Raw genomic sequence first — 20990 nt, forward strand, 5'->3', positions numbered from 1 at the left:
AAAGCAGGCCGAAAAGCTGCTATGACCACCCACGCGGCGGCCTCCGTACAGAAAGTTTACATTCAAACAGGCTATTTGTGATACATTCCCGCCGCGCCAATGACCACCACACTCGCTATCAGGTATGCAGAACATCACAAAAAAAATTCGCTGGCTTCTGCTTGCTATCCCATTCCTCAGCGGTTGTGGCACGCTCTCGCAAATGTCCTCCCCGGAAGGTACCCAGGAACTCCTCACCCATGAATCGCTGGATGGCGACGTTGACAGCGTGGTGCGTCACTACATGGCGCAAAAGTCGGTTCCAGGAATGACGGTCGCGGTAATCCATAATCACGGCTCACCTCAGTTTTACACCTGGGGCGTAACCGATGCGGTCAACCGCTACCCGGTCAGGCCCGATACCCTGTTTGCGCTCGGCTCGCTCAGCAAAGGGATCACGGCGGAAGTGGTGGCCTGTCTGGTGAGTGAGGGGCAACTGAACTGGAACGACAGCCTGGCGACATTGCTACCGCCGGGAACGCCGCTAAGTAAGGATGCACAAAAAATCACCCTGCTGGAGCTGGTAACCCACACCTCCGGCCTTCCGCGCCAGAATATGGACGTTTCGATGCTAGGAAAATTCATCCGCTACTTAGGCACGGGTGATAATTTCTACGGTGAACTGGACAGCGATAATGTGCTGCGTTATCTGGCGAACTGGCGCGCGCCGAGAGATAAAACGCCGCAATACTCCAATACCGGCTACGCCCTGATTGGCTATATCCTGAAGCACAAAACCGGCGAAGATATTCAGAGTTTAGCGTCACGCTATATTTTCCGTCCGCTGCACATGGTTAACAGCAGCTTTACGCCCCAGAAGCTCAAAGGATACCCCCAGCGGGCGCTCGGCCACGCGGGCGATCAGCCAAAATTCATCCCGCGCGGGCAGCTGACGCCAGACTGGCATTTTTCCAACAACATGGTGGCGGCGGCAAGCCTGTACAGTAACGCCGAAGATCTGGCGGCCTATGCCCGCTATCACGTCTCTACGACCCACAATCCCTTGCTGGACAGCGTCTTTGACGAAGTCAGAAATACTGATATTCAACGCCCCGACGGGGTGCAGGGCATTGCCTGGACCACCGACTTTATTGGTCTGGAAAAAATCACCTATCAGGTCGGCTATATCGGCGGCTACTCCAGCTTCATCGGCTATGACAAAGAGAAAGGCAATGCGGTGGTGGTGCTGCAAAATATCTTTAACTGGAGCAACTATATTGGCATCGCGCTACTGATGGATATGGCGAAAAAAGACGGCCTTACCCCTACATCGCCGACTTCGGCCTTAAGTTCTCGTCAAACGCCAGCCGTTTCCGGTCAGGCTCAGCCTCGCGCAGCGGCTCAACCTGGTGCATAGTTAGCTTGCAGCGCTCCACCAGCACCTGATACTCCCGCGTGCCCTGCCGCTTCCACGCCATTTCCTGCTCGCTCAGCTCGCGAATCGCTTTGGCCGGGCTGCCGATAATCAAGTGGTTGGCAGGCATCTCCGCTTTCGCCTTCACGAACGCCGCCGCGCCGACGATGCTGTTTTCACCGATCACTGCCCCGTCCATCACCACCGCGTTCATACCCACCAGCGCGTTGCGGCGGATGATGCAGCCGTGCAGGATGGCGCTGTGGCCGATATGCCCCTCCTCCTCCACCACCGTGTCCTGCTCCGGGAAACCGTGCATCACGCAATTATCCTGAATGTTCGCGCCATCTTTCACCACGATACGGCCAAAATCACCGCGCAGGCTGGCATTAGGGCCAACATAAACGCCTTTACCCAGAATTACGTCGCCAATCAGCACCGCCGTTGGGTGAATATAGCTCTCGTCAGGTACCACCGGCGTCAGACCGTCAATTTGATAAACTGGCATCTTCACTCCTTATGCGCTTGTAAGACCACCAAAGCGTTGATAGTAGAGCGTGCCGGGCACGGGCAGTTCGCCCACGGAGGTTTCGCCCTTCTCGCTGACAAACGCCAGCGCCCCCGGCGCGACACGCTGATAGATATTAATGCAGAGCTGTCGGGCGCTTTGCCCCGCCCAGTGCGCGGGCAGTAACTCTTCCGGCAGCAGCGGGTCTTTCAGCACCACGCGGCGATAAAAGTGAATCAGCAGCAGCTGGATCTGGAAGCAGCGCTCCGGCGTCAGCTCCTCCGGCGCGGCTTCCTTCAGCAGCGGCAGCAGCGGGCGGAACGAGTTGATAAACGACTCGTACATCGCGTTTTGCTCGGTTAACTGCCAGCACTCTTCCACCCGCGAACGCAGCGCGGCACGGGAGAGCGCCAGCGGCGAGTGGGCTTCGAAGAAAATCACGTTTTCCGCCACGCCGGCATCGTGAAGCAGGGACTGCACGTCCGCCAGATGCTGCGACGGCGAGGCCATCAGGCTCGGTGCCAGCGTGCCAAATCCTTGCCAGATGAGCTGTTTTTTCACATCCGCGAGCGTAGTTTTATCCAGCCCTTCGGAAAGCAGCAGCAGCCATTTGCCGTCCCAGGCGGGCAGCTCTGCGCGATAAATCTTATTCTCCGCGCGACGCGTCAGCCGCAGCCCCTTATCGCTCAGGCGGTAAAAGCTGCGTCGCCCGATGCGGGAGACGTCCAGCCAGCCCTCTTTGTTGAGGCGAAACAGCGCGGTGCGCACGAAGCGCTCGCCAAATCCCATGCCTTCCAGTAAGGCGGCCAGGCTGCCGAGCCAAATCTCGCCGCCGCGGTGGGAAAGCGCGTCACCGTATAACGAGGAGATAAGCGACGTTCCGCTGACGGGAACCGAGCTGACCGCGTGCTGGATAAAGGCGTCGAGTTTATTCATGTGATTCATTCTGTTGTTATTTTTGTCCTGGATGAATCATAGCATAAGCCCCTCACCCTGGCCCTCTCCCCAAAGGGGAGAGGGCCAGGTGTTTTAACCGTTGGCCGCAACTTTACGCAGATCAAACACCCGGCAGGCTTTTCCCTCCGAGCGCGGGATGCTGCCGCAGTTCACAATCATCACGTCGGTGGAAATCCCGACCATCGACTTTATGCGGTGGCGCAGCTGGTGGCACACCTGGCAACGCTGCTCGTGCGTCAGCGTTAAGCTGCTCTCTTTCAGCTCCACCTTCACGGAAAGTGAATCAAGATGCCCACGACGGTTCACCTCCAGCTGATAGTGCGGAGAAAGGTGTTCGAACTTCACGATCTCCTCTTCCAGCTGCGACGGGAAAACGTTGACGCCGCGGATGATCAGCATATCGTCGCTGCGGCCGCCGATCCGGTCCATACGGCGCATACTGCGCGCGGTTGCCGGCAGCAGACGCGTCAGGTCGCGGGTGCGGTAGCGGATCACCGGCAGCGCCTCTTTGGTCAGCGTGGTGAACAGCAGTTCGCCCTGCTGGCCGTCATCCAGCGGCGTGCCGTCGTTCGGGTTGACGATCTCCGGGTAGAAATGATCTTCCCAGATGGTTGGGCCGTCGGCGGTTTCGATACACTCCATCGCCACGCCCGGCCCCATCACCTCGGAGAGGCCATAAATATCCAGCGCCGTAATGCCTAAGCGTTTTTCGATTTCGCGACGCATGGCCTGTGTCCACGGCTCCGCGCCGAAAACGCCCACGCGCAGGGAGCAGGTGCTGGCGTCGCCGCCCATCTGGCGCTCCAGCTCCTCAATCAGGTTGAGGCAGTAGGACGGTGTCACCATGATCATGTCCGGCTGGAAATCACGGATCAGCTGCGCCTGTTTCTCTGTCTGGCCGCCGGACATCGGGATCACCGTCGCCCCCAAACGCTCGGCACCGTAGTGCGCGCCCAGCCCGCCGGTAAACAGGCCATAGCCATAGGCCACGTGAATTTTGTCCTTCGCGCTGCCGCCCGCCGCGCGTAGGGAGCGCGCCACCAGGTTGGCCCAGTTGTCGATGTCGCCCTGCGTGTAGCCGACAACCGTCGGCTTGCCGGTGGTGCCGGATGACGCGTGAATACGCACCACCTGCTCCATCGGCACGGCAAAGGTATCAAACGGGTAGTTATCCCGCAGGTCCTGCTTGGTGGTGCACGGGAATTTGCGGATATCCGCCAGCTCGTTGAAATCGTCAGGGTGAACGCCCGCGGCGTCAAACTTGCGTTTGTACATCGGCACGTTGTTATAGGCGTGGTGCAGCGTCCATTTCAGACGCGCGGTCTGCAGCGCCTGCAGTTCGTCAAGGGAGGCCGTTTCAATCGGATCAAGCTTTGTTGTATTTGTCATTGTAGGGTACTCACATTGTTTTTATGCTCAAACACGCTCAAGGATCATGGCAATGCCCTGACCCACACCGATGCACATCGTACACAGCGCGTAGCGCCCGCCGCGTCGGTGCAGTTCATTACTCGCGGCCAGCGCCAGTCTGGCGCCGCTCATCCCCAGCGGGTGACCAATCGCTATCGCGCCACCGTTCGGGTTGACGTGCGCGGCATCATCCGGCAATCCCAGCTGACGCAGCACGCCCAGCGCCTGCGCGGCGAAAGCTTCGTTGAGCTCGATCACGTCCATCTCGTTAATGCTGAGTCCGGCGCGCTCCAGCACCTTGCGCGTGGCCGGTACCGGGCCGAGTCCCATCAGACGTGGCTCCACGCCTGCCGTCGCCATCGCCACGATCCGCGTGCGCGGGACCAGCCCCTGCGCCAGCGCCATCTGCTCGCTGGCGACGATCAGCGCCGCTGCGCCGTCGTTGACGCCGGAGGCATTTCCCGCCGTGACCACCCCGTTCCTGCGGAACGGCGTTTTTAGCCCGGCAAGCTGCTCAAGCGTGGTGTCCGCGCGGGGATGTTCATCCTCGCTGAACTCGTTGACCGCCCCTTTTTTCCCCGGCACCTGCACCGACACAATCTCCTGCGCCAGAATGCCATTCTGCTGCGCCTGCGCGGTACGCTGCTGGCTGCGCAGCGCGAACGCGTCCTGATCGGCACGGCTGATATTTAACAATTCCGCTACATTCTCTGCCGTTTCCGGCATGCTGTCAGTTCCGAATTGCTGATGCATGAGCGGATTCACAAATCGCCAGCCGATGGTGGTATCAAAGATCTCCGCCTGTCGCTGGAACGCGGCGGTGGCTTTGCCCATCACAAACGGCGCGCGGGACATGGACTCTACGCCGCCCGCAATCAGCAGGTCCCCGTCGCCCGCCTTAATGGCGCGTGCGGCAAAACCAATCGCGTCCAGCCCCGACCCGCACAGGCGGTTAATGGTGGTTCCGGACACCGTCTGCGGCAGCCCGGCCAGCAGCGACGACATACGCGCCACGTTGCGGTTATCTTCACCCGCCTGGTTCGCGCAGCCGAAGATCACGTCGTCAATCCGCTCCAGATCAAGCTGCGGATAGCGTGCCAGCAACGCGCGCAGCGGCACGGCGCCGAGATCGTCAGTCCGAACGGCGGAAAGCGCCCCGCCGTAGCGCCCCACCGGGGTTCGAACGCCATCACAAATAAATGCGTCACGCATCAGGCCTCTCCTGTCACATTGCCGCCGATGCGGTGAGATTTTCCGCGAAAAAGGGCGACGGTTTTCTGTTGCTGGTTCTGAATTTCAATGTCGTACACGCCGGTCAGCCTGCCCTGATGCTTCACCCGCGCGGTGGCGGTGAGCGTGTCCCCGGCAAAGCCCGGACGCAGAAAATCAATTGAGCAGCCGGAGGCCACCGCCGCCAGCCCCTGACTGTTGCAGGCGTAGGCAAAGGCGGTGTCTGCCAGCGAAAACAGCTGTCCGCCGTGGCAGGTTTGGTGGCCGTTGAGCATCTGCGGGGTGATGGTCATGGACACCACCGCGTAGCCGTCGTCCATATCGACAATGTCCATCCCCATCGCCTGCGCGCAGGCGTCCCGTTCGTACATGGCGCGGGCGTTGTGCCAGGCGTTATGACTCATAGCTACTCTCCAGAAGCGCGCGCTGGCGCAGCAGGGAACAGGGGCGATAGCGTTCTTCGCCGTAATGACGCTGCAGGTTCTCCAGCAGCGTCAGCAGGCGCTGCCAGCCCAGGCGCTCGCCCCAGGCGATCGGCCCGCTCGGGTAATTCACGCCCAGGCGCATGGCGGTATCGATGTCCTTCTCGCTGGCGACCCCTTTTTGCAGAGCATCCAGCGCTTCGTTGGCAATCATCGCCACCGTGCGCCAGACCAGCAGGCCGGGATAATCGGCAATCTGCACCACCCGAAGCCCCTGCTGCTGCAGGTAGCGTATGGCCTTTTGCGTCGCGGTATGCGGGTTGCTGGCGGCTGCGGCGATGATCGCGACGTCGCGCTCGATGCGGTCTACTACAACCACCGGCCCGTTGAGCCGCAGCGCCAGCGCCTGCGCGGTTTCGCCCTGCGTTTCAATCAGGTACACATCATCAATTTCCGTGACACCGTCACGTCTTTTTTCCACGCGCATCGGGCTGTAGCTGTCGTTCACGGTATCAGCCCAGCGCACCCCGGGCCTGTCGCCCTGCCAGTCATAAACGCCCTTCCCGCTTTTTTTGCCCAGCCTGCCAGCCAGTACCAGCTCCTGCTGCACCAGCGAGGGCAGAAAACGACGCTCCTGCCAGAAGGCGTTAAATACCGAGCAGGTCACCGCGAAGTTAACGTCCTGACCAATCATGTCGGTCAGCTCCAGCGGCCCCATCGGGAAGCCGCCGCCTTCGCGCAGGGCGGCGTCAATCACCTCCGGCGCGGCCACCTGCTCCTCCAGCGCGCGCCAGGCCTCGGAATAGAACGGACGCGCGACGCGGTTGACGATGAACCCCGGCGTTGACTGGCAGCGCACGGGCTGCTTACCCCAGTTCAGCGCCAGCTCGCACAGCGCGTCGGCCACTTCCGTGGAGGTCGCCAGCCCGCTCACCACCTCCACCAGCTTCATAACCGGCGCCGGGTTGAAGAAGTGCAGCCCGGCGACGCGCTCCGGATGGTGGATGTCCGCAGCAATCGCCGTGACGGAGATCGAAGAGGTATTGCTGGTCAGCACCGTCTGCGGCGGGCAGATTTCCGCCAGCTGCGAAAACAGCGCCTTTTTAACCTCCAGCCGTTCCGAGGCCGCTTCAATCACCAGTTCGGCCGCGGAGAGCGCGTCGATATCCGTGACGGGAAGCAGCCGGGCGAGGATCTGGCTCCCGGCATCGGCGGAGAGTTTTCCGCGCGTCACCCGGGAGGCCAGACGCTGGCGGATCCCCTCGATAGCGCGGGATATCGCATCGCTGGAAATATCGTAGAGCAGCACCTGATGCCCGTGGCTGGCCGCCACTTCTGCAATCCCCGCGCCCATCGTGCCGCTGCCAATCACGGCGACAGTCCGTATGTTGAGCATCTTATTTCCCCGTAAAGTTAGGCGCGCGCTTCGCGAGGAAAGCGCTGACGCCCTCGCGGTAGTCGTCGCTGCGACCGGCCAGACGCTGATAGTCGCGCTCCAGGTCAAGCTGCGCGTCGAGGGTGTTGGTTTCCGCAGCATTGATCGCCTGCTTGATCAGGCCCAGGCCGAAGGTCGGCTGCGAGGCAAAGTGCAGCGCCATCTGCTGCGCCGTGGCGGAGAGCTGGTCGTCGTCCACCACCTGCCAGATCATCCCCCACGCCTGCGCCTGCTCGGCGCTGAGTTTGTCCCCGAGCAGCGCCAGCCCCATGGCGCGGGCGCGTCCGGCCACGCGCGGCAGCAGCCAGGTGCCGCCGCAGTCCGGCACCAGGCCGAGCTTGCTAAAGGCCATCACGAAGTTGGCCGACCGGGCGGCAATCACCATGTCACAGCCGAGCGCCAGCGTAGCTCCCGCGCCAGCCGCCACCCCGTTAACCGCGCAGATGACCGGCTTCGGCAGCTTTGCCAGGCGGCGCACCAGCGGGTTGTAGAAGGTTTCGACAGACATTCCCAGATCCGGCGCCGGGCCGTTGGGGTCGACGTTACGGTCGTTCAGATCCTGACCGGCGCAGAACCCGCGTCCTGCCCCGGTGATCAGCAGGCAGCGGATGGCATCATCGCGTTCGGCCTGCTTCAGGCACTCGGCAAGCTGCTGGTGCATCACGTCGTTAAAGCTGTTCAGACGCTCCGGACGGTTCAGCGTAATGGTCATTACGCCCTGTTCTACGTGACTGAGAATAAATTCCACAATTAGCGTCCTTTAAAGTCGGGGGTGCGTTTTTGTAAGAAGGCGTCGATGCCTTCCCGGCGGTCTTCGGTGGCGGCAAGCAGCGTAAACAGCTGGCGCTCCTGCGCGAGCCCGGCCTGCAGCGGCACCTCCTGGGACTGGCGCAGCGCCTGCTTCGCCGCCTGCAGCGCCAGCGGAGAGTGGCGCGCCATCAGCGCCGCCTGCTTCAGGGCGTACTCCAGTGTCAGAGACGCCGGGAAGAGATCGCTCACCAGCCCGGCGCCCAGCGCCTGCTCTGCGGTAATGCTCTCGCCGGTCAGCACCATTTTGCTGGCAAGGGATTTACCGACGCTGCGGATAAGACGCTGGGTGCCGCCCGCGCCGGGCATGATGCCCAGCGTGATTTCCGGCAGGCCGAAACGGGCGTTATCGCCAGCAATGATCACGTCGCACAGCAGCGCCAGCTCGCAGCCTGCGCCCAGCGCGAAGCCGTTCACGGCGGCAATCAGCGGTTTGTTAAACGCGTTAATGCGCGCCCACAGCTGCGGACGGATATCGTTCAGTGTGGCGGGCAGGTCTTTCTCCGCCATTTCGTTGAGATCGGCCCCGGCGGCAAAGCAGCGCTCGCTGCCGTAAATCACGCAGACGGCGATATCGTCATCCACGGCGGCAGCCTCAAGCTGTTCCGCAAGCTGCGCCAGCAGCGCATTGTTAAGGGCATTGCGCGCCGCCGGACGGTTCAGCGTCAGCTGCAGCACGCGGTCATGACGGGTAACAATCAGCTCGCTCATGCCATCCCCTTCGCGTCAAAGTCGACAATCACGTCGGCGGTTAACGGCAGCGACTGACAGCTCAGTACATACCCGGCGGCCAGCTCGTCCGGCTCCAGGCTGTAGTTGGTTGCCATGTCCACCTTGCCGCGCAGCACTTTGCATTTGCAGGTGGCGCAGACGCCGCCCTTGCAGGCATACGGCAGATCCGCTCCCTGACGCAGGGCAGCATCAAGAATGCTTTCGTCGTCCGCCGTCAGGGTGATTTCACGGTCGCGCCCGTCCTGGCGCACGGTCACTTTTTGACCTTCCGCCTGCACGTGCACCGCGCGCTTAACGGTGATTCCGGAGGTGTTAAAGCGCTCAAGGTGAATGGATTTTTCCGGCATCCCCAGCGCTTTCAGCGTCGCTTCGGCGTCGTCCATCATCGCCGACGGGCCGCAGATAAAGGCCTCGTCGTACTGGCAGAAGTTGATCAGGGTTTTCGCCAGCGCCTGCAGCTTTTCCCCGTCGATGCGGCCAAAGAGCAGGTCGCTGTCCAGCCGCTCCTGGCTGAAGATGGAGACCAGCTGCAGCCGCTGCGGGTATTTGTCCTTCAGGTCCGCCAGCGCCTGGCGGAACATCATGCTCTGGCTGCTGCGGTTGCCGTAGATCAGGGTGAAATGGCTGTTGGATTCGATCGAAAGCGTGGCGGAGATAATCGCCAGCATCGGGGTGATCCCGGAGCCTGCGGCAATTGCCAGGTAGTGGCCTTCACGTTCAGGCTGCGGCTGGTAGCCAAACTGCCCTTGAGGAACCATCACCTCCAGCGCCATGCCCGCTTTGATCTCATCCCGGGCATAGCGGGAAAAGCGCCCACCGTCGATGGCTTTGACCGCCACGCTGATCTCACCCGACGCGGTGCTGCGGCAGATGGAGTAGCAGCGGCGCAGCTCGTCTTCGCCCAGCGTCGTTTTCAGGGTCAGGTGCTGGCCGGGGCGGAAGCGGTAGGCCTCCTGCAACGCCTGCGGCACCGCGAAGGTGATGGTTACCGCGTCGCGGGTTTCGGGTTCCACTTTTGCCACTGTTAATGAATGAAACGTTGTCATGGCAGCCTCAAATACATTTGAAATAGTCGAAGGGCTCGCGGCAGGTATTGCAGCGGTAGAGCGCTTTGCAGGCCGTCGAACCGAATTCACTGATAAGGGAGGTGTCGGTGCTGGCGCAGCGCGGGCAGCTCACCTCTGCCGGGGCGTGCGCGTGGCAGCTATGCCCCACGGGTGGGCTGATGCCGTACGCCCGAAGGCGTTCGCGCGCGTCGGCGGTCATCCAGTCGGTGGTCCAGGCGGGTTCAAGCTCGAGCACGATGTGCACGGGGGTGAAGCCGTGCGCGGTCATCGCCTCGCGGATCGCCCCCAGCAGGTGTTCCGTTGCCGGGCAGCCCGAGTAGGTTGGCGTGAAGCCAATCACCCAGCCTTCCCCCTGCGCCTTCACGCTGCGCACCATGCCTAAATCGGTGATGGTTAACACCGGCACTTCCGGATCGGGGATCTGGCTTAACAGCGCCCAGATCTGCGGAATTTGCGCAGGCGCGATGTCGACGAGGCGTTGCATAGCGTTCTCCTTTACCACTGCTGACCGGGATACGCGCGCTGGAGATACTGCATTTCCGCCAGCATCGGACCCAGATGTTCGGTATGAAGCCCCTTCTTGCCCCCGGTGCGGTACGCCACCTCTGCGGGAACCTGCAGACAGGATTCTTTCAGACCAGCAAACACTTCGCTTTCCCACGGCTGGCGCAGGGTTCGCGGATCCACCGCCACGCCGGCGTCAATCAGCTCAAGCTCGACCTCATCAGCGTCAAACAGCTCCGCCGTAAACCGCCACAGGCTGTCGATGGCCTGCTGCATTTTTTGCGCGGAGGTTTCGGTCCCGTCGCCCAGCCGCACCAGCCAGCCGCGGCTAAAGCGCAGGTGGTAGCGCGCCTCTTTGATCGCTTTGGCGGCGATGGCAGCAAGCTGGCCGTCGCTGCTCTGAGTCAGGCGTTCGTACAGCGCCACGTTCCAGGCATCCATCAGGTACTGGCGTGCAATCGTGTCGGCGAAGCTGCCGTTCGGCTGCTCCACCAGCAGGACGTTGCGGAACTGGCGCTCGTCGCGGCCAAACGCCAGCGTGTCTTCATCGCCCTGGCCTTCTAATTCCGCGGCATAGGTCAGGAAATTGCGCGCCTGCCCCAGCAGATCGAGGCCGATATTGGCGAGCGCGAGGTCGATTTCCAGCTCCGGCGCGTGGCCGCACCAGGCGCCGAGACGCTGGGAGAGCACCAGACCGTTGTCGCCCAGACGCAGGGCATAGGCAGTCACTGAGTTCATTCTTTGCCTCACATATGCTCGATGCCGTCAGGGATGGTGTAGAACGTCGGATGGCGGTAAACCTTGCTTTCCGCCGGGTCGAAGAACTCGCCGCTCTCTTCTGGCTGGGAGGCTACAATTTCACTCGCCTTCACCACCCAGATAGAACAGCCTTCGCTGCGGCGGGTGTAGGCATCACGGGCATTTTCCAGCGCCATGCGATCGTCGGCGGCATGCAGGCTGCCCACATGACGGTGGGATAACCCTTGTTTGCTGCGTACGAACACTTCGTACAGCGGCCAGTAGACATTGCTCATGGTTATTTCCTCTTATGCGGCCTGACGGGTACGTTGTTTTTCGGCGTGCGCCAGCGCGGCTTCCCGCACCCACGCCCCGTCGTCCCAGGCTTTGCGTTTCGCGGCCAGACGTTCGTGGTTACAGATGCCGCGCCCGTTAATGACCTCGTCAAACTCTTGCCAGTCGATCTCGCCGAAGCGGTAGTGACCGCTCTCTTCATCGAAACGCAGGTCCGGATCCGGCACTGTCATGCCGAGCATCTCCACCTGCGGAACCGTGTTGTCGACAAAGCGCTGGCGCAGCTCGTCGTTGCCGAAGCGTTTGATTTTCCAGGCCAGGCTGCGGGCGCTGTTCGGCGAGTTGTCGTCGTTCGGCCCGAACATCATCAGCGCCGGCCACCAGAAGCGGTTGATGGCGTCCTGCAGCATCTGACGCTGGGCCTCACTGCCCTGCGCCAGCACCATGCAGGCTTCAAAACCCTGACGCTGGTGGAAGCTCTCTTCTTTACAGATTTTCACCATCGCCCGTGCATACGGGCCGTAGGAGGTTCGGCACAGCGCCACTTGGTTGACGATGGCCGCGCCGTCCACCAGCCAGCCGATCACGCCGATATCGGCCCAGCTCAGGGTCGGATAGTTGAAGATGGAGGAGTATTTCATCTTGCCGTCGAGCATCTTCTGGTAGATGTCTTCCCGCGCGCAGCACAGCGTTTCCGCCGCGCTGTAGAGGTAAAGCCCGTGTCCGGCTTCGTCCTGCACTTTCGCCAGCAGGATCGCTTTTCGGCGCAGCGTCGGCGCGCGGGCTATCCAGTTCCCTTCCGGGAGCATGCCGACAATTTCGGAGTGCGCGTGCTGACCAATCTGGCGGATCAGCGTTTTACGGTAGGCTTCCGGCATCCAGTCCTGAGGCTCAATCGCCGTCTCCTGCGCTATGCGCTGCTCAAACCGTTGTTCTTGCGTCACGTCATCACCTTTATGATTCGTTAGTTTTCAAATTAAAGCGAAATGTTGAATCACTTTGTTTTTAAAAGTTACACAAAGGTTAAATATAACCCCAAGAATTGTTTCCCGTTTTTGTGATACTGCTCGCAAGGCTTTTACGCCAGGCCTTTTGCAAAGCGCCATTACGCGACGCGATTCGTCCAGCCAGATCACAACGTTAACAATTCATTAAAAACACAGCTTGATTTTTATGATTCGCGATCAAACTATTAATAGTGAAATCACGAAACATTTGGAGATAAGCGATGCAGCAGTTAGCCAGCTTCTTGTCCGGTACCTGGCAGTCTGGCCGGGGCCGCGAACGCGCGATTCATCACGCCATCAGCGGCGAAGCACTCTGGGAAGTGACCAGCGAAGGGCTGGACATGGCGGCCGCCCGTCGCTATGCCATTGAGCATGGGGGCGAGGCATTGCGCGCCATGACCTTTATTGAACGTGCCGCCATGCTGAAAGCGGTGGCGAAACACCTGCTCGGCGAAAAAGAGGCGTTTTATGCCCTGTCCGCCCAGACGGGCGCGACGAAGGCGGACAGCTGGGTCGATATTGAAGGCGGCATCGGCACCCTCTTCACTTACGCCAGCCTGGGCAGCCGTGAGCTGCCGGACGACACGCTGTGGCCGGAAGATGAGCTAATCCCCCTGTCGAAAGAAGGCGGCTTTGCGGCGCGCCACGTTCTGACCTCGAAATCCGGCGTAGCGGTACACATCAACGCCTTCAACTTCCCCTGCTGGGGAATGCTGGAAAAACTCGCGCCGACCTGGCTTGCCGGGATGCCCGCCATCATCAAGCCCGCCACCGCTACCGCGCAGGTGACGCAGGCGATGGTCAAATCCATCGTGGACAGCGGACTGGTGCCGGACGGCGCCATCAGCCTGATTTGCGGCGGCGCGGGCGATCTGCTCGACCAGCTCGACAGCCAGGACGTGGTGACCTTTACCGGCTCCGCCAGCACCGGGCAAAGCCTGCGCGTGCACCCGAATATTGTGGCGAATTCGATTCCGTTCACCATGGAAGCCGACTCCCTGAACTGCTGCGTGTTGGGTGAAGACGTCACGCCGGAGCAGCCGGAGTTTGCCCTGTTCATTCGGGAGGTGGTCCGCGAAATGACCGCCAAGGCCGGGCAGAAATGTACCGCCATTCGCCGGATTATCGTCCCGCAAAGCCAGGTTGATGCCGTCAGCCAGGCGCTGATTGCCCGTCTGGAAAAGGTGGTGATGGGCGACCCGGCGCAGGAAGGGGTGAAGATGGGAGCGCTGGTCAACGCTGAACAGCGCGCAGACGTGCAGGAGAAAGTGGATCGGCTGGTCGCCGCAGGCTGCCAGATCCGTCTGGGCGGCAAAGCGGATTTGCAGGCCGCGGGGGCGTTCTTCCCGCCGACCCTGCTGTTCTGCCCGCAGCCGGATGAAACCCCGGCGGTGCACGATACTGAAGCCTTCGGCCCGGTCGCCACCCTGATGCCGTATCGCAGTGCAGAGCACGCCATGCAGCTTGCCCGCGCGGGCGGCGGCAGCCTGGCGGGGACGCTTGTCACCGCAGATCTGAACATTGCCCGCCAATTTATTGCCGGCGCGGCATGCGCCCACGGGCGTATTCAGATCCTTAACGAAGAATCATCAAAAGAGTCTACCGGCCACGGCTCCCCGCTTCCTCAGCTAATGCACGGCGGCCCTGGCCGCGCGGGCGGCGGCGAAGAGCTGGGCGGCCTGCGCGCGGTGAAACACTACCTGCAGCGCACAGCGATTCAGGGCAGCCCGACGATGCTGGCCGCCATCGGCAAGCAGTGGGTGCGTGGCGCAGCGGTGCAGGAAGATCGCGTCCATCCGTTCCGTAAATACTTTGAGGAACTGCAGCCGGGCGACAGCCTGCTGACGCCGCGCCGCACGCTGACGGAGGCGGACATCGTCAATTTTGCCTGCCTGAGCGGGGATCACTTTTATGCCCATATGGATAAGATCGGAGCGGCAGAGTCGATCTTTGGCGAGCGCGTGGTTCACGGCTACTTCCTGATCTCCGCCGCGGCGGGACTGTTCGTTGATGCAGGCGTCGGGCCGGTGATTGCCAACTACGGCATGGAAAACCTGCGCTTTATCGAGCCGGTCAAGCCGGGCGACACCATCCAGGTGCGTCTGACCTGCAAGCGCAAAACGCTGAAGAAACAGCGTACCGCCGAGGAAAAACCGACCGGCGTGGTGGAATGGGCGGTAGAGATTTTCAACCAGCACCAGCAGGCCGTGGCGCTCTACTCCATTCTGACGCTGGTGGCGCGCCAGCGTGGTGATTTCAGCTAACGTTCGCCCTCATCCTGCCCCTCTCCCCAACGGGGAGAGGAGATTGCTCTGCACGACCTGTGATTTATCTCAGCGCCTTTTTTAACCTGGCAAGACCAACAAATAACCTGGCAGATGCAGGCAAACGCTTTTCTCAGGCGCCTGTCAGGATAAGGCTGTCACAACACAATAAACCCTAAAAACACAACAAAATGAGGTCTACGATGGGAAGCAATTCTTCTTTTTCTGCCCGTAGAACGGCACTGGCCATGGCCGTTGCGCTCTGTTGCGCCTGGCAATCCCCTGCTTTCGCCCACGGCAGCGAGGCGCATATGGTCCCGATGGACAAAACACTGCAGGATTTTGGCGCGGACGTTCAGTGGGATGATTACGCACAGATGTTCACCATTGCGAAAGACGGCGCCTTCGTGAAGGTCAAACCGGGCGCAAAGACGGCCATCGTCAACGGTCACCCCCTCAAGCTTGAAGTGCCGGTAGTGATGAAGGACAAAAAAGCCTTTATCTCAGAGACCTTCATCAACGATGTTTTCCAGTCTGGTCTTGACCAGACCTTCCAGGTTGAAAAACGTCCTCACCCGCTAAACGCGCTGACGGCGGACGAAATTAAGCAGGCTGTCGGGATTGTGAAAGCCTCTGCGGATTTTAAACCCAATACCCGCTTTACCCAGATCGCCCTTGCGGAACCAGAGAAAGCCAAAGTGTGGGACTTTGTGCTCAACGGTACGGCAGTGGACGCCCCTCGCCAGGCAAAGATCGTCATGCTCGACGGCAAGCACGTTATCGAAAGCGTAGTGGACCTGAAGGATAAAAAAATCCTGCGCTGGGAGCCGGTGAAGGACGCGCACGGCATGGTGCTGCTGGATGATTTCACCGCGGTTCAGCAGATCATTAACGAGAGCCCGGAGTTTGCCGAGGTGCTTAAAAAACACGGCATCGCCGACCCGAAAAAAGTGATCACCACGCCGCTTACCGTCGGCTACTTCGACGGTAAAGACGGCCTGAAGCAGGAAGACCGCCTGCTTAAGGTGGTGAGCTATCTGGACGTCGGCGACGGCAACTACTGGGCGCACCCGATCGAGAACCTCGTGGCCGTGGTCGATCTTGAGCAGAAAAAAATTCAGAAGATTGAAGAAGGTGCCGTTGTGCCGGTTCCGATGACGCCACGCCCCTATGACGGCCGCGACCGTGTCGAGACACCGAAAAAGCCGCTCGACATCATTGAGCCGGAAGGCAAGAACTACACCATTACCGGCGACATGGTGCACTGGCAGAACTGGGATTTCCACCTGAGCCTGGATTCCCGCGTCGGCCCGATGATTTCGACCGTCACTTACAACGACAACGGGAAAAAGCGTCAGGTGATGTATCAGGGATCGCTCGGCGGCATGATTGTCCCGTACGGCGATCCGGACGTGGGCTGGTACTTCAAGGCCTATCTCGACTCCGGCGACTACGGCATGGGCACCCTGACCTCGCCGCTGGTGCGCGGTAAAGACGTGCCGTCCAACGCCGTGATGCTCAACGAAACCATCCCGGACTACACCGGCACGCCGATGGAGATCCCGCGCGCGATCGCCATTTTCGAACGCTACGCGGGGCCAGAATATAAACATCAGGAGATGGGCAAGCCGAACGTCAGCGCCGAACGCCGCGAGCTGGTGGTGCGCTGGGTGAGTACCGTGGGCAACTACGATTACATCTTCGACTGGGTGTTCCACGAAAACGGCACCATCGGCATTGACGCCGGTGCAACGGGTATCGAGGCGGTGAAAGGCGTGCAGGCGAAAACCATGCATGACGCCACCGCCAAAGACGACACAAAGTACGGCACGCTGATCGATCATAATATCGTGGGCACCACGCACCAGCACATCTATAACTTCCGTCTTGATATGGACCTGGACGGCATCAACAACAAGCTGGTGGCGATGGATCCGGAGGTGAAGCCGAATACCGCCGGCGGCCCGCGCACCAGCACCATGCAGGTGAACCAGTATGACATTGATACCGAACAGCAGGCGGCGCAGAAGTTTGACCCGGGCACCATCCGACTGCTGAGCAACACCAGCAAGGAGAACCGCATGGGCAACCCGGTCTCGTACCAGATTATCCCTTACGCGGGCGGTACCCATCCGGTGGCGACAGGCGCGAAATTTGCGCCGGACGAGTGGATCTACCATCGTCTGAGCTTTATGGATAAACAGCTGTGGGTGACGCGTTACCACCCGGACGAGCTGTATCCGGAAGGGAAATTCCCTAACCGCTCCATCCACGATACGGGTCTGGGCCAGTACAGCAAGGATAACGAGTCGCTCAACGACCAGGACGACGTGGTGTGGATGACCACCGGTACCACCCACGTCGCACGCGCGGAAGAGTGGCCGATCATGCCGACGGAATGGGTGCATACCCTGCTTAAACCGTGGAACTTCTTCGATGAGACGCCAACGCTCGGGAAGAAAAAAGACGAAAAATAACCACCCGCCGGGCAATTGCCCGGTTTTTTTTGCCCTGGCGTTTGATGATCGTCCTGGCTTGCTTATAGTTACTGATATATCACCTGCATGATTTTTCCCCCGGACGGGAAAGGGCTTTATGGAAAAAAGAAAAAAACCGACGCTGGAACGAGCAACCTGGCCGACGCGCCACGCCATGGTCATGCACGGGCTGGCGATGAACCTGCCCTGGCTGGCTTTCGTCAACATCAGCTTCGCCGTGATGATTCTGCTGCGCCATGTTCTGCTTAACGCCAGCGATCCCCTTTATCCCCACTTGCCGCATATGATGAAAATGGTCGACGCTTCGATGCTCGGCATTATTATCCTCTCGGCTGCACTGATCCTTATGGGCTGGCGGCGCATCGCCGGTATCAGCGTAGTGCTGTGTATCTGTAGTGCTATCTGGTCGATATCATGCTTCTGGTTTATCACCGATTTACTGCTGCCCCACGTCTGGCCGCTGTGCGTTATTTTATTACTCGCAGGGTTAACGGCCCTCTACTTTTACCCTGTGGGGTTGCTCGCCTTCGTGCTCCCGCTCTGGATAACCTTGCCGATTGCAAGCTGGGTACTGAATGATGGCCTTAATCTTCACTTCGTTATCATCTGGAGCGTCTTTTCGCTGATCCTGATCTGCGGGCGATTCATCCTCTTAAGCTGGTTTGACGAGGCCTGGCGACGTAACCAGCAAAACCAGCTGCTGATCTCACGACTGGATGCGCTGGCGCATCAGGATCCGTTAACCACAACCGCCAACCGCCGGAAGATGGAGGTGGTGCTGGAGAACGCGGTTGAGCAGAAGAAACCGTTCTCGCTGATTATGCTGGATATTGACTATTTCAAACGCTACAACGACACCTACGGTCACCAGGCGGGTGACGAATGTCTGACGCGGGTGGCGCGGGTGCTGAAGCAGTCGGTGCGCACACCTGAGGATGTGGTGTCACGCTACGGTGGCGAAGAGTTTCTGGTGATTCTGTTTAATTGCCCTGAAGCCATCGCGGAAAAGGTCGCCCTGCGTATTAAGGACGGCCTGCGCGCGGAGTCCATACCGCACGGCTCCTCAACCGTCAGTGACCACGTCACCGTGAGCATGGGCATTGCGAGCATGGCGGAGGGATTAGCCGGCACCGAGATCATTGCCCGCGCCGACGCGGCGCTGTACCGGGCGAAAGAGGCCGGGCGGGATCGGGTATGCCGCTGAGAACGACGGCTATTCCTTATGCCGCTCGGCGATCCACTTACGGTATTGCCCGGGCGACATTCCTGTCACGCCAGAGAATGCGCGTCTGAATGCCGTATCGTCAGCGTAACCGCAAGCCTCGGCAATCTGCCCTATCACGTTTCCCGGCTGCTCCAGGAGCCGCATCGCCTTTTCAATACGCATGCGCGTCAAAAAGTTTTTAGGGCTTTCATTCATCTCTTCCGCCATTTTTCGATGCAGGGTACGGGTGGTCATATTCAGCGCCCGCGCAAGCTGCTCCACGGTAATCGCCGGATTTTCATACCGGACGATGTGCTCCGCTTTCATAATCATCGGGTGTACTGAGTTTAAAAAACCAGCCGGCGCGTAAACCTGCTGAGACAACGGCTGGCTGTCAGCCACGGCCATATCGGCCGTCAGGCGCGCCAGCTTCTGCCCCGCGTGCAGACGAATGATGTGCAGCGCCACGTCAACCCACGAGAGCGGGCCTCCGGAAGTGATAATCCGCGCGTCCTGCACCAGCGCCTTCCCCCAGACCGGTTTGCTGAGTGGATAACGCTGGCGGAAAGTGTGGTAAAGCCACCAGGTCGTCGTGCATGTCCGGCCATTTAGCACCCCCGCTTCGGCGAGAACCAGCCCGCCGGCACAGGCTCCCGCCAGCAACGCCCCCTGACTATGCTGGCCCCGCAGCCATTCGCCAGCCTCGTGGACCGCCGCTGGCGAGACTGGGCGCTTTTGCTCGTCAAGCTTCATCCCGCTGACAATCACGAGATCGAAGGTTCCGCCGGTTGTAAAACTCCCGTCGGCGTCAATCAGCCGGCCCTGTGCGTCCGGAACCGGCGTCCCCTCCGCGGTGATGATGGCCGCTTCAAAAGGAGAAATGCCCTCGCCGTCCGGCTGCTGGGCAATCACCTCGTTGGCCAGCCAGAACATATCGCAGAGCCCAGCCACGGCGGATTTCATGCTGCCGGGTAACGCTAAAATGCCAATTTTCATGATTCAGGTCTGAGCAGAATGTCTGATTTCGTATGATAACCGTCATTTCGGACACTACAAGCGTCATTACACCTCTCGTTACACTGTGCCTCACCGTCCCTCAGGAAATTACGTCACACCTATGAAACCGACACGCTTGCCCGTTCTTCTTACTTTGCTGTGCCTGGCCGCATCGCAGCCAGTGCAGGCGCGGATTAATAACATCATCCTCGTGCACGGAGCCTTTACCGATGGTTCCGTCTGGCAGGCGGTAATCGGCCGCTTGCAGTCCCGGGGCTACCACGTCACGGCAGTTCAGAACCCCCTGACTTCGCTGGCAGATGACGTCGCCGCCACGGAGCGCGTCATCGATCGCCAACAAGGGGATGTCGTCCTTGTCGGGCACTCTTGGGCCGGCGCGGCGATCGCCCAAGCGGGCAATAACCCGAAGGTGAAGAAGCTGGTTTTCCTTTCCGCCCTTGCCCCCGATAGCGGAGAATCGGTCGCCTCTCTTCTGACCCGTCTTAACGCGCCGATGGCGGACATGCGCCCGGATAAGCAGGGATTCATCTGGCTGGACGATCCCGTGGCTTATCAGCGCGTTATGGCCAATGACCTGCCTCTCAGACGCGTAAAAGTACTTACGGCGACCCAGCAGCCTATCGCGGCGAGCGCCTTTAGCGAGAAGATTGAGCACGCCGCCTGGCGTGAAAAACCCTCATGGTATTTGCTGACCGAAGACGATCGCGCCCTCTCTCCCGGCGTCCAGCAGCAGCTTGCCGGTGCCATGAACGCCACCGTCATGCGGATAAAGAGTAGCCATATGTCGATGATTTCCCACCCGGACGCCGTCAGCCAGCTTATCGAACAAGCAACCCAGCCCAACGTAAAGGAAACCAAAAAATGAAGATCCTGCATATAGATTCAAGCATTAACGGCGAGTTCTCACTTTCACGTCAGCTGACGGCAGAGGTGGTCCGCCAGCTCGCGTCAGACAAGGTGGTCTATCGCGACGTCGTTAAGGCGCCCGTTGCCCATCTCACCGGCGCCGTTGCCGCCGGCTTCCGGACGCTGCGGATAGCCACGGACGCGACGGCGCAAGACGTCCGCGAACGCCAGCTGTCCGGGGAGCTGGTGAACGAATTTCTCGACAGCGACATTATCGTAATAGGCGCGCCTATGTATAACTTCTCCGTTTCAACGCAGCTTAAAGCCTGGTTAGATCGGCTGGCCCAGCCGGGAAAAACATTCAGCTATACCCCAACGGGCCCGGTGGGACATGCGACCGGCAAGAGGATTATCGTCGTTTCTACTCGCGGCGGGATCTATCACGGTACGCCAATCGCAGACATGGATTTTCAGGAGCGATACCTGCAGAAGTTTTTTGGCTTTCTGGGCATCGACAGAGTGGAATTCGTGCGTGCTGAAGGGGCGACGCGCGGTGAGGAGATCCGCGCTAAAGGCGTTGCGCAGGCGTTTGACGCAATTCCGTCCGTCATCGCCGCCTCGCTGAAATAGTCATCGGGTGAAAGCATGCCGGGTAAG

Annotated in this window: 20 protein-coding genes; 6 read left to right on the forward strand and 14 right to left on the reverse strand. The window is 60.2% G+C overall.

Annotated elements, in window-relative coordinates; genetic code table 11:
* Positions 1 to 124: 124 nt before the first annotated feature.
* Positions 125 to 1396, forward strand: a complete 1272-nt coding sequence (locus A6013_RS00280) for a serine hydrolase (protein ID WP_069732321.1) — start codon at positions 125 to 127, stop codon at positions 1394 to 1396.
* Here A6013_RS00280 and paaY read toward each other — a convergent pair.
* From paaY to paaA, 13 genes are all read right to left on the reverse strand, one after another.
* Entirely contained in the window at positions 1305 to 1901 is a 597-nt protein-coding gene (gene paaY, locus A6013_RS00285; RefSeq protein WP_069732322.1) for a phenylacetic acid degradation protein PaaY, read from the reverse strand. The two genes, A6013_RS00280 and paaY, sit on opposite strands and share 92 nt — an antisense overlap.
* A 9-nt stretch (positions 1902 to 1910) precedes the next feature.
* Positions 1911 to 2846 (reverse strand): phenylacetic acid degradation operon negative regulatory protein PaaX, encoded by a 936-nt coding sequence (gene paaX / locus A6013_RS00290; RefSeq protein ID WP_021241337.1) that lies wholly within the window; start codon positions 2844 to 2846, stop codon positions 1911 to 1913.
* Positions 2847 to 2930: 84 nt separating this feature from the next.
* Entirely contained in the window at positions 2931 to 4247 is a 1317-nt protein-coding gene (paaK, locus tag A6013_RS00295) for a phenylacetate--CoA ligase PaaK (RefSeq protein ID WP_041910177.1), read from the reverse strand.
* A 27-nt stretch (positions 4248 to 4274) separates the two neighbouring features.
* Positions 4275 to 5480: a 3-oxoadipyl-CoA thiolase gene (pcaF, locus tag A6013_RS00300; protein WP_047368479.1), complete on the reverse strand. Its 1206-nt coding sequence runs from the start codon at positions 5478 to 5480 to the stop codon at positions 4275 to 4277.
* Positions 5480 to 5902 carry a hydroxyphenylacetyl-CoA thioesterase PaaI gene (gene paaI, locus A6013_RS00305; protein WP_028013034.1) on the reverse strand — a complete coding sequence of 141 codons (423 nt, stop codon included), beginning with the start codon at positions 5900 to 5902 and terminating at the stop codon, positions 5480 to 5482. The genes pcaF and paaI overlap by 1 nt, the downstream gene beginning before the upstream one ends.
* Positions 5892 to 7316: a 3-hydroxyacyl-CoA dehydrogenase PaaH gene (gene paaH, locus A6013_RS00310; protein WP_069732323.1), complete on the reverse strand. Its 1425-nt coding sequence runs from the start codon at positions 7314 to 7316 to the stop codon at positions 5892 to 5894. The genes paaI and paaH overlap by 11 nt, the downstream gene beginning before the upstream one ends.
* Before the next feature lies 1 nt (position 7317).
* A complete protein-coding gene (gene paaG, locus A6013_RS00315; protein ID WP_041910183.1) occupies positions 7318 to 8106 on the reverse strand; it encodes a 2-(1,2-epoxy-1,2-dihydrophenyl)acetyl-CoA isomerase PaaG in 789 nt (262 codons plus the stop codon).
* Positions 8106 to 8873, reverse strand: a complete 768-nt coding sequence (paaF, locus tag A6013_RS00320) for a 2,3-dehydroadipyl-CoA hydratase PaaF (protein ID WP_069732324.1) — start codon at positions 8871 to 8873, stop codon at positions 8106 to 8108. The genes paaG and paaF overlap by 1 nt, the downstream gene beginning before the upstream one ends.
* Positions 8870 to 9940, reverse strand: coding sequence for a 1,2-phenylacetyl-CoA epoxidase subunit PaaE (paaE, locus tag A6013_RS00325; RefSeq protein WP_069732325.1), 1071 nt, complete (start codon positions 9938 to 9940; stop codon positions 8870 to 8872). Before paaE ends, paaF begins: the two co-directional genes overlap by 4 nt.
* Positions 9941 to 9947: 7 nt before the next feature.
* Positions 9948 to 10445, reverse strand: a complete 498-nt coding sequence (gene paaD / locus A6013_RS00330) for a 1,2-phenylacetyl-CoA epoxidase subunit PaaD (protein ID WP_069732326.1) — start codon at positions 10443 to 10445, stop codon at positions 9948 to 9950.
* 11 nt (positions 10446 to 10456) lie between these two features.
* Complete coding sequence (paaC, locus tag A6013_RS00335; protein WP_048960754.1) at positions 10457 to 11203, reverse strand: 1,2-phenylacetyl-CoA epoxidase subunit PaaC; 747 nt, start codon at positions 11201 to 11203, stop codon at positions 10457 to 10459.
* Between the two features lie 8 nt (positions 11204 to 11211).
* Positions 11212 to 11499, reverse strand: a complete 288-nt coding sequence (gene paaB / locus A6013_RS00340; RefSeq protein WP_003857353.1) for a 1,2-phenylacetyl-CoA epoxidase subunit PaaB — start codon at positions 11497 to 11499, stop codon at positions 11212 to 11214.
* A 12-nt stretch (positions 11500 to 11511) separates the two neighbouring features.
* Positions 11512 to 12441, reverse strand: coding sequence for a 1,2-phenylacetyl-CoA epoxidase subunit PaaA (gene paaA, locus A6013_RS00345; protein ID WP_069732327.1), 930 nt, complete (start codon positions 12439 to 12441; stop codon positions 11512 to 11514).
* 284 nt (positions 12442 to 12725) lie between these two features.
* On the opposite strand from paaA, the gene paaZ reads away from it, so the two are divergent.
* The 3 genes from paaZ to A6013_RS00360 all read left to right on the forward strand — a co-directional run bounded on the left by paaZ (position 12726) and on the right by A6013_RS00360 (position 18470).
* Positions 12726 to 14768: a phenylacetic acid degradation bifunctional protein PaaZ gene (paaZ, locus tag A6013_RS00350; protein ID WP_069732328.1), complete on the forward strand. Its 2043-nt coding sequence runs from the start codon at positions 12726 to 12728 to the stop codon at positions 14766 to 14768.
* A gap of 203 nt (positions 14769 to 14971) precedes the next feature.
* Entirely contained in the window at positions 14972 to 17245 is a 2274-nt protein-coding gene (gene tynA / locus A6013_RS00355) for a primary-amine oxidase (RefSeq protein ID WP_069732329.1), read from the forward strand.
* A gap of 118 nt (positions 17246 to 17363) precedes the next feature.
* Positions 17364 to 18470, forward strand: coding sequence for a GGDEF domain-containing protein (locus A6013_RS00360; RefSeq protein ID WP_069732330.1), 1107 nt, complete (start codon positions 17364 to 17366; stop codon positions 18468 to 18470).
* A 9-nt stretch (positions 18471 to 18479) separates the two neighbouring features.
* Here A6013_RS00360 and A6013_RS00365 read toward each other — a convergent pair whose 3' ends face one another.
* Positions 18480 to 19466 carry a GlxA family transcriptional regulator gene (locus A6013_RS00365; protein WP_069732331.1) on the reverse strand — a complete coding sequence of 329 codons (987 nt, stop codon included), beginning with the start codon at positions 19464 to 19466 and terminating at the stop codon, positions 18480 to 18482.
* Positions 19467 to 19587: 121 nt separating this feature from the next.
* Between A6013_RS00365 and A6013_RS00370 the strand changes: the two genes are divergently transcribed.
* Together A6013_RS00370 and A6013_RS00375 are read left to right on the forward strand one after the other, a co-directional pair.
* Positions 19588 to 20352, forward strand: a complete 765-nt coding sequence (locus A6013_RS00370) for an alpha/beta fold hydrolase (protein ID WP_069732332.1) — start codon at positions 19588 to 19590, stop codon at positions 20350 to 20352.
* A complete protein-coding gene (locus tag A6013_RS00375) occupies positions 20349 to 20963 on the forward strand; it encodes an FMN-dependent NADH-azoreductase (RefSeq protein WP_069732333.1) in 615 nt (204 codons plus the stop codon). Before A6013_RS00370 ends, A6013_RS00375 begins: the two co-directional genes overlap by 4 nt.
* Positions 20964 to 20990: the final 27 nt, after the last annotated feature.

This window comes from Enterobacter sp. IF2SW-B1 (assembly GCF_001743375.1).
In the GTDB taxonomy this organism is placed as follows: Bacteria; Pseudomonadota; Gammaproteobacteria; order Enterobacterales; family Enterobacteriaceae; genus Enterobacter; species Enterobacter bugandensis.

Bases quoted from the DNA above. Each gene is read 5' to 3' on its own strand.
- paaF (WP_069732324.1), bottom strand. From the start codon at position 8,873: ATGAGCGAGCTGATTGTTACCCGTCATGACCGCGTGCTGCAGCTGACG.
- paaB (WP_003857353.1), bottom strand. From the start codon at position 11,499: ATGAGCAATGTCTACTGGCCGCTGTACGAAGTGTTCGTACGCAGCAAA.
- A6013_RS00370 (WP_069732332.1), top strand. From the start codon at position 19,588: ATGAAACCGACACGCTTGCCCGTTCTTCTTACTTTGCTGTGCCTGGCC.
- A6013_RS00365 (WP_069732331.1), bottom strand. From the start codon at position 19,466: ATGAAAATTGGCATTTTAGCGTTACCCGGCAGCATGAAATCCGCCGTG.
- paaC (WP_048960754.1), bottom strand. From the start codon at position 11,203: ATGAACTCAGTGACTGCCTATGCCCTGCGTCTGGGCGACAACGGTCTG.
- A6013_RS00375 (WP_069732333.1), top strand. From the start codon at position 20,349: ATGAAGATCCTGCATATAGATTCAAGCATTAACGGCGAGTTCTCACTT.
- paaI (WP_028013034.1), bottom strand. From the start codon at position 5,902: ATGAGTCATAACGCCTGGCACAACGCCCGCGCCATGTACGAACGGGAC.
- tynA (WP_069732329.1), top strand. From the start codon at position 14,972: ATGGGAAGCAATTCTTCTTTTTCTGCCCGTAGAACGGCACTGGCCATG.
- A6013_RS00360 (WP_069732330.1), top strand. From the start codon at position 17,364: ATGGAAAAAAGAAAAAAACCGACGCTGGAACGAGCAACCTGGCCGACG.
- pcaF (WP_047368479.1), bottom strand. From the start codon at position 5,480: ATGCGTGACGCATTTATTTGTGATGGCGTTCGAACCCCGGTGGGGCGC.
- paaZ (WP_069732328.1), top strand. From the start codon at position 12,726: ATGCAGCAGTTAGCCAGCTTCTTGTCCGGTACCTGGCAGTCTGGCCGG.
- A6013_RS00280 (WP_069732321.1), top strand. From the start codon at position 125: ATGCAGAACATCACAAAAAAAATTCGCTGGCTTCTGCTTGCTATCCCA.
- paaY (WP_069732322.1), bottom strand. From the start codon at position 1,901: ATGCCAGTTTATCAAATTGACGGTCTGACGCCGGTGGTACCTGACGAG.
- paaX (WP_021241337.1), bottom strand. From the start codon at position 2,846: ATGAATCACATGAATAAACTCGACGCCTTTATCCAGCACGCGGTCAGC.
- paaH (WP_069732323.1), bottom strand. From the start codon at position 7,316: ATGCTCAACATACGGACTGTCGCCGTGATTGGCAGCGGCACGATGGGC.
- paaE (WP_069732325.1), bottom strand. From the start codon at position 9,940: ATGACAACGTTTCATTCATTAACAGTGGCAAAAGTGGAACCCGAAACC.
- paaK (WP_041910177.1), bottom strand. From the start codon at position 4,247: ATGACAAATACAACAAAGCTTGATCCGATTGAAACGGCCTCCCTTGAC.
- paaD (WP_069732326.1), bottom strand. From the start codon at position 10,445: ATGCAACGCCTCGTCGACATCGCGCCTGCGCAAATTCCGCAGATCTGG.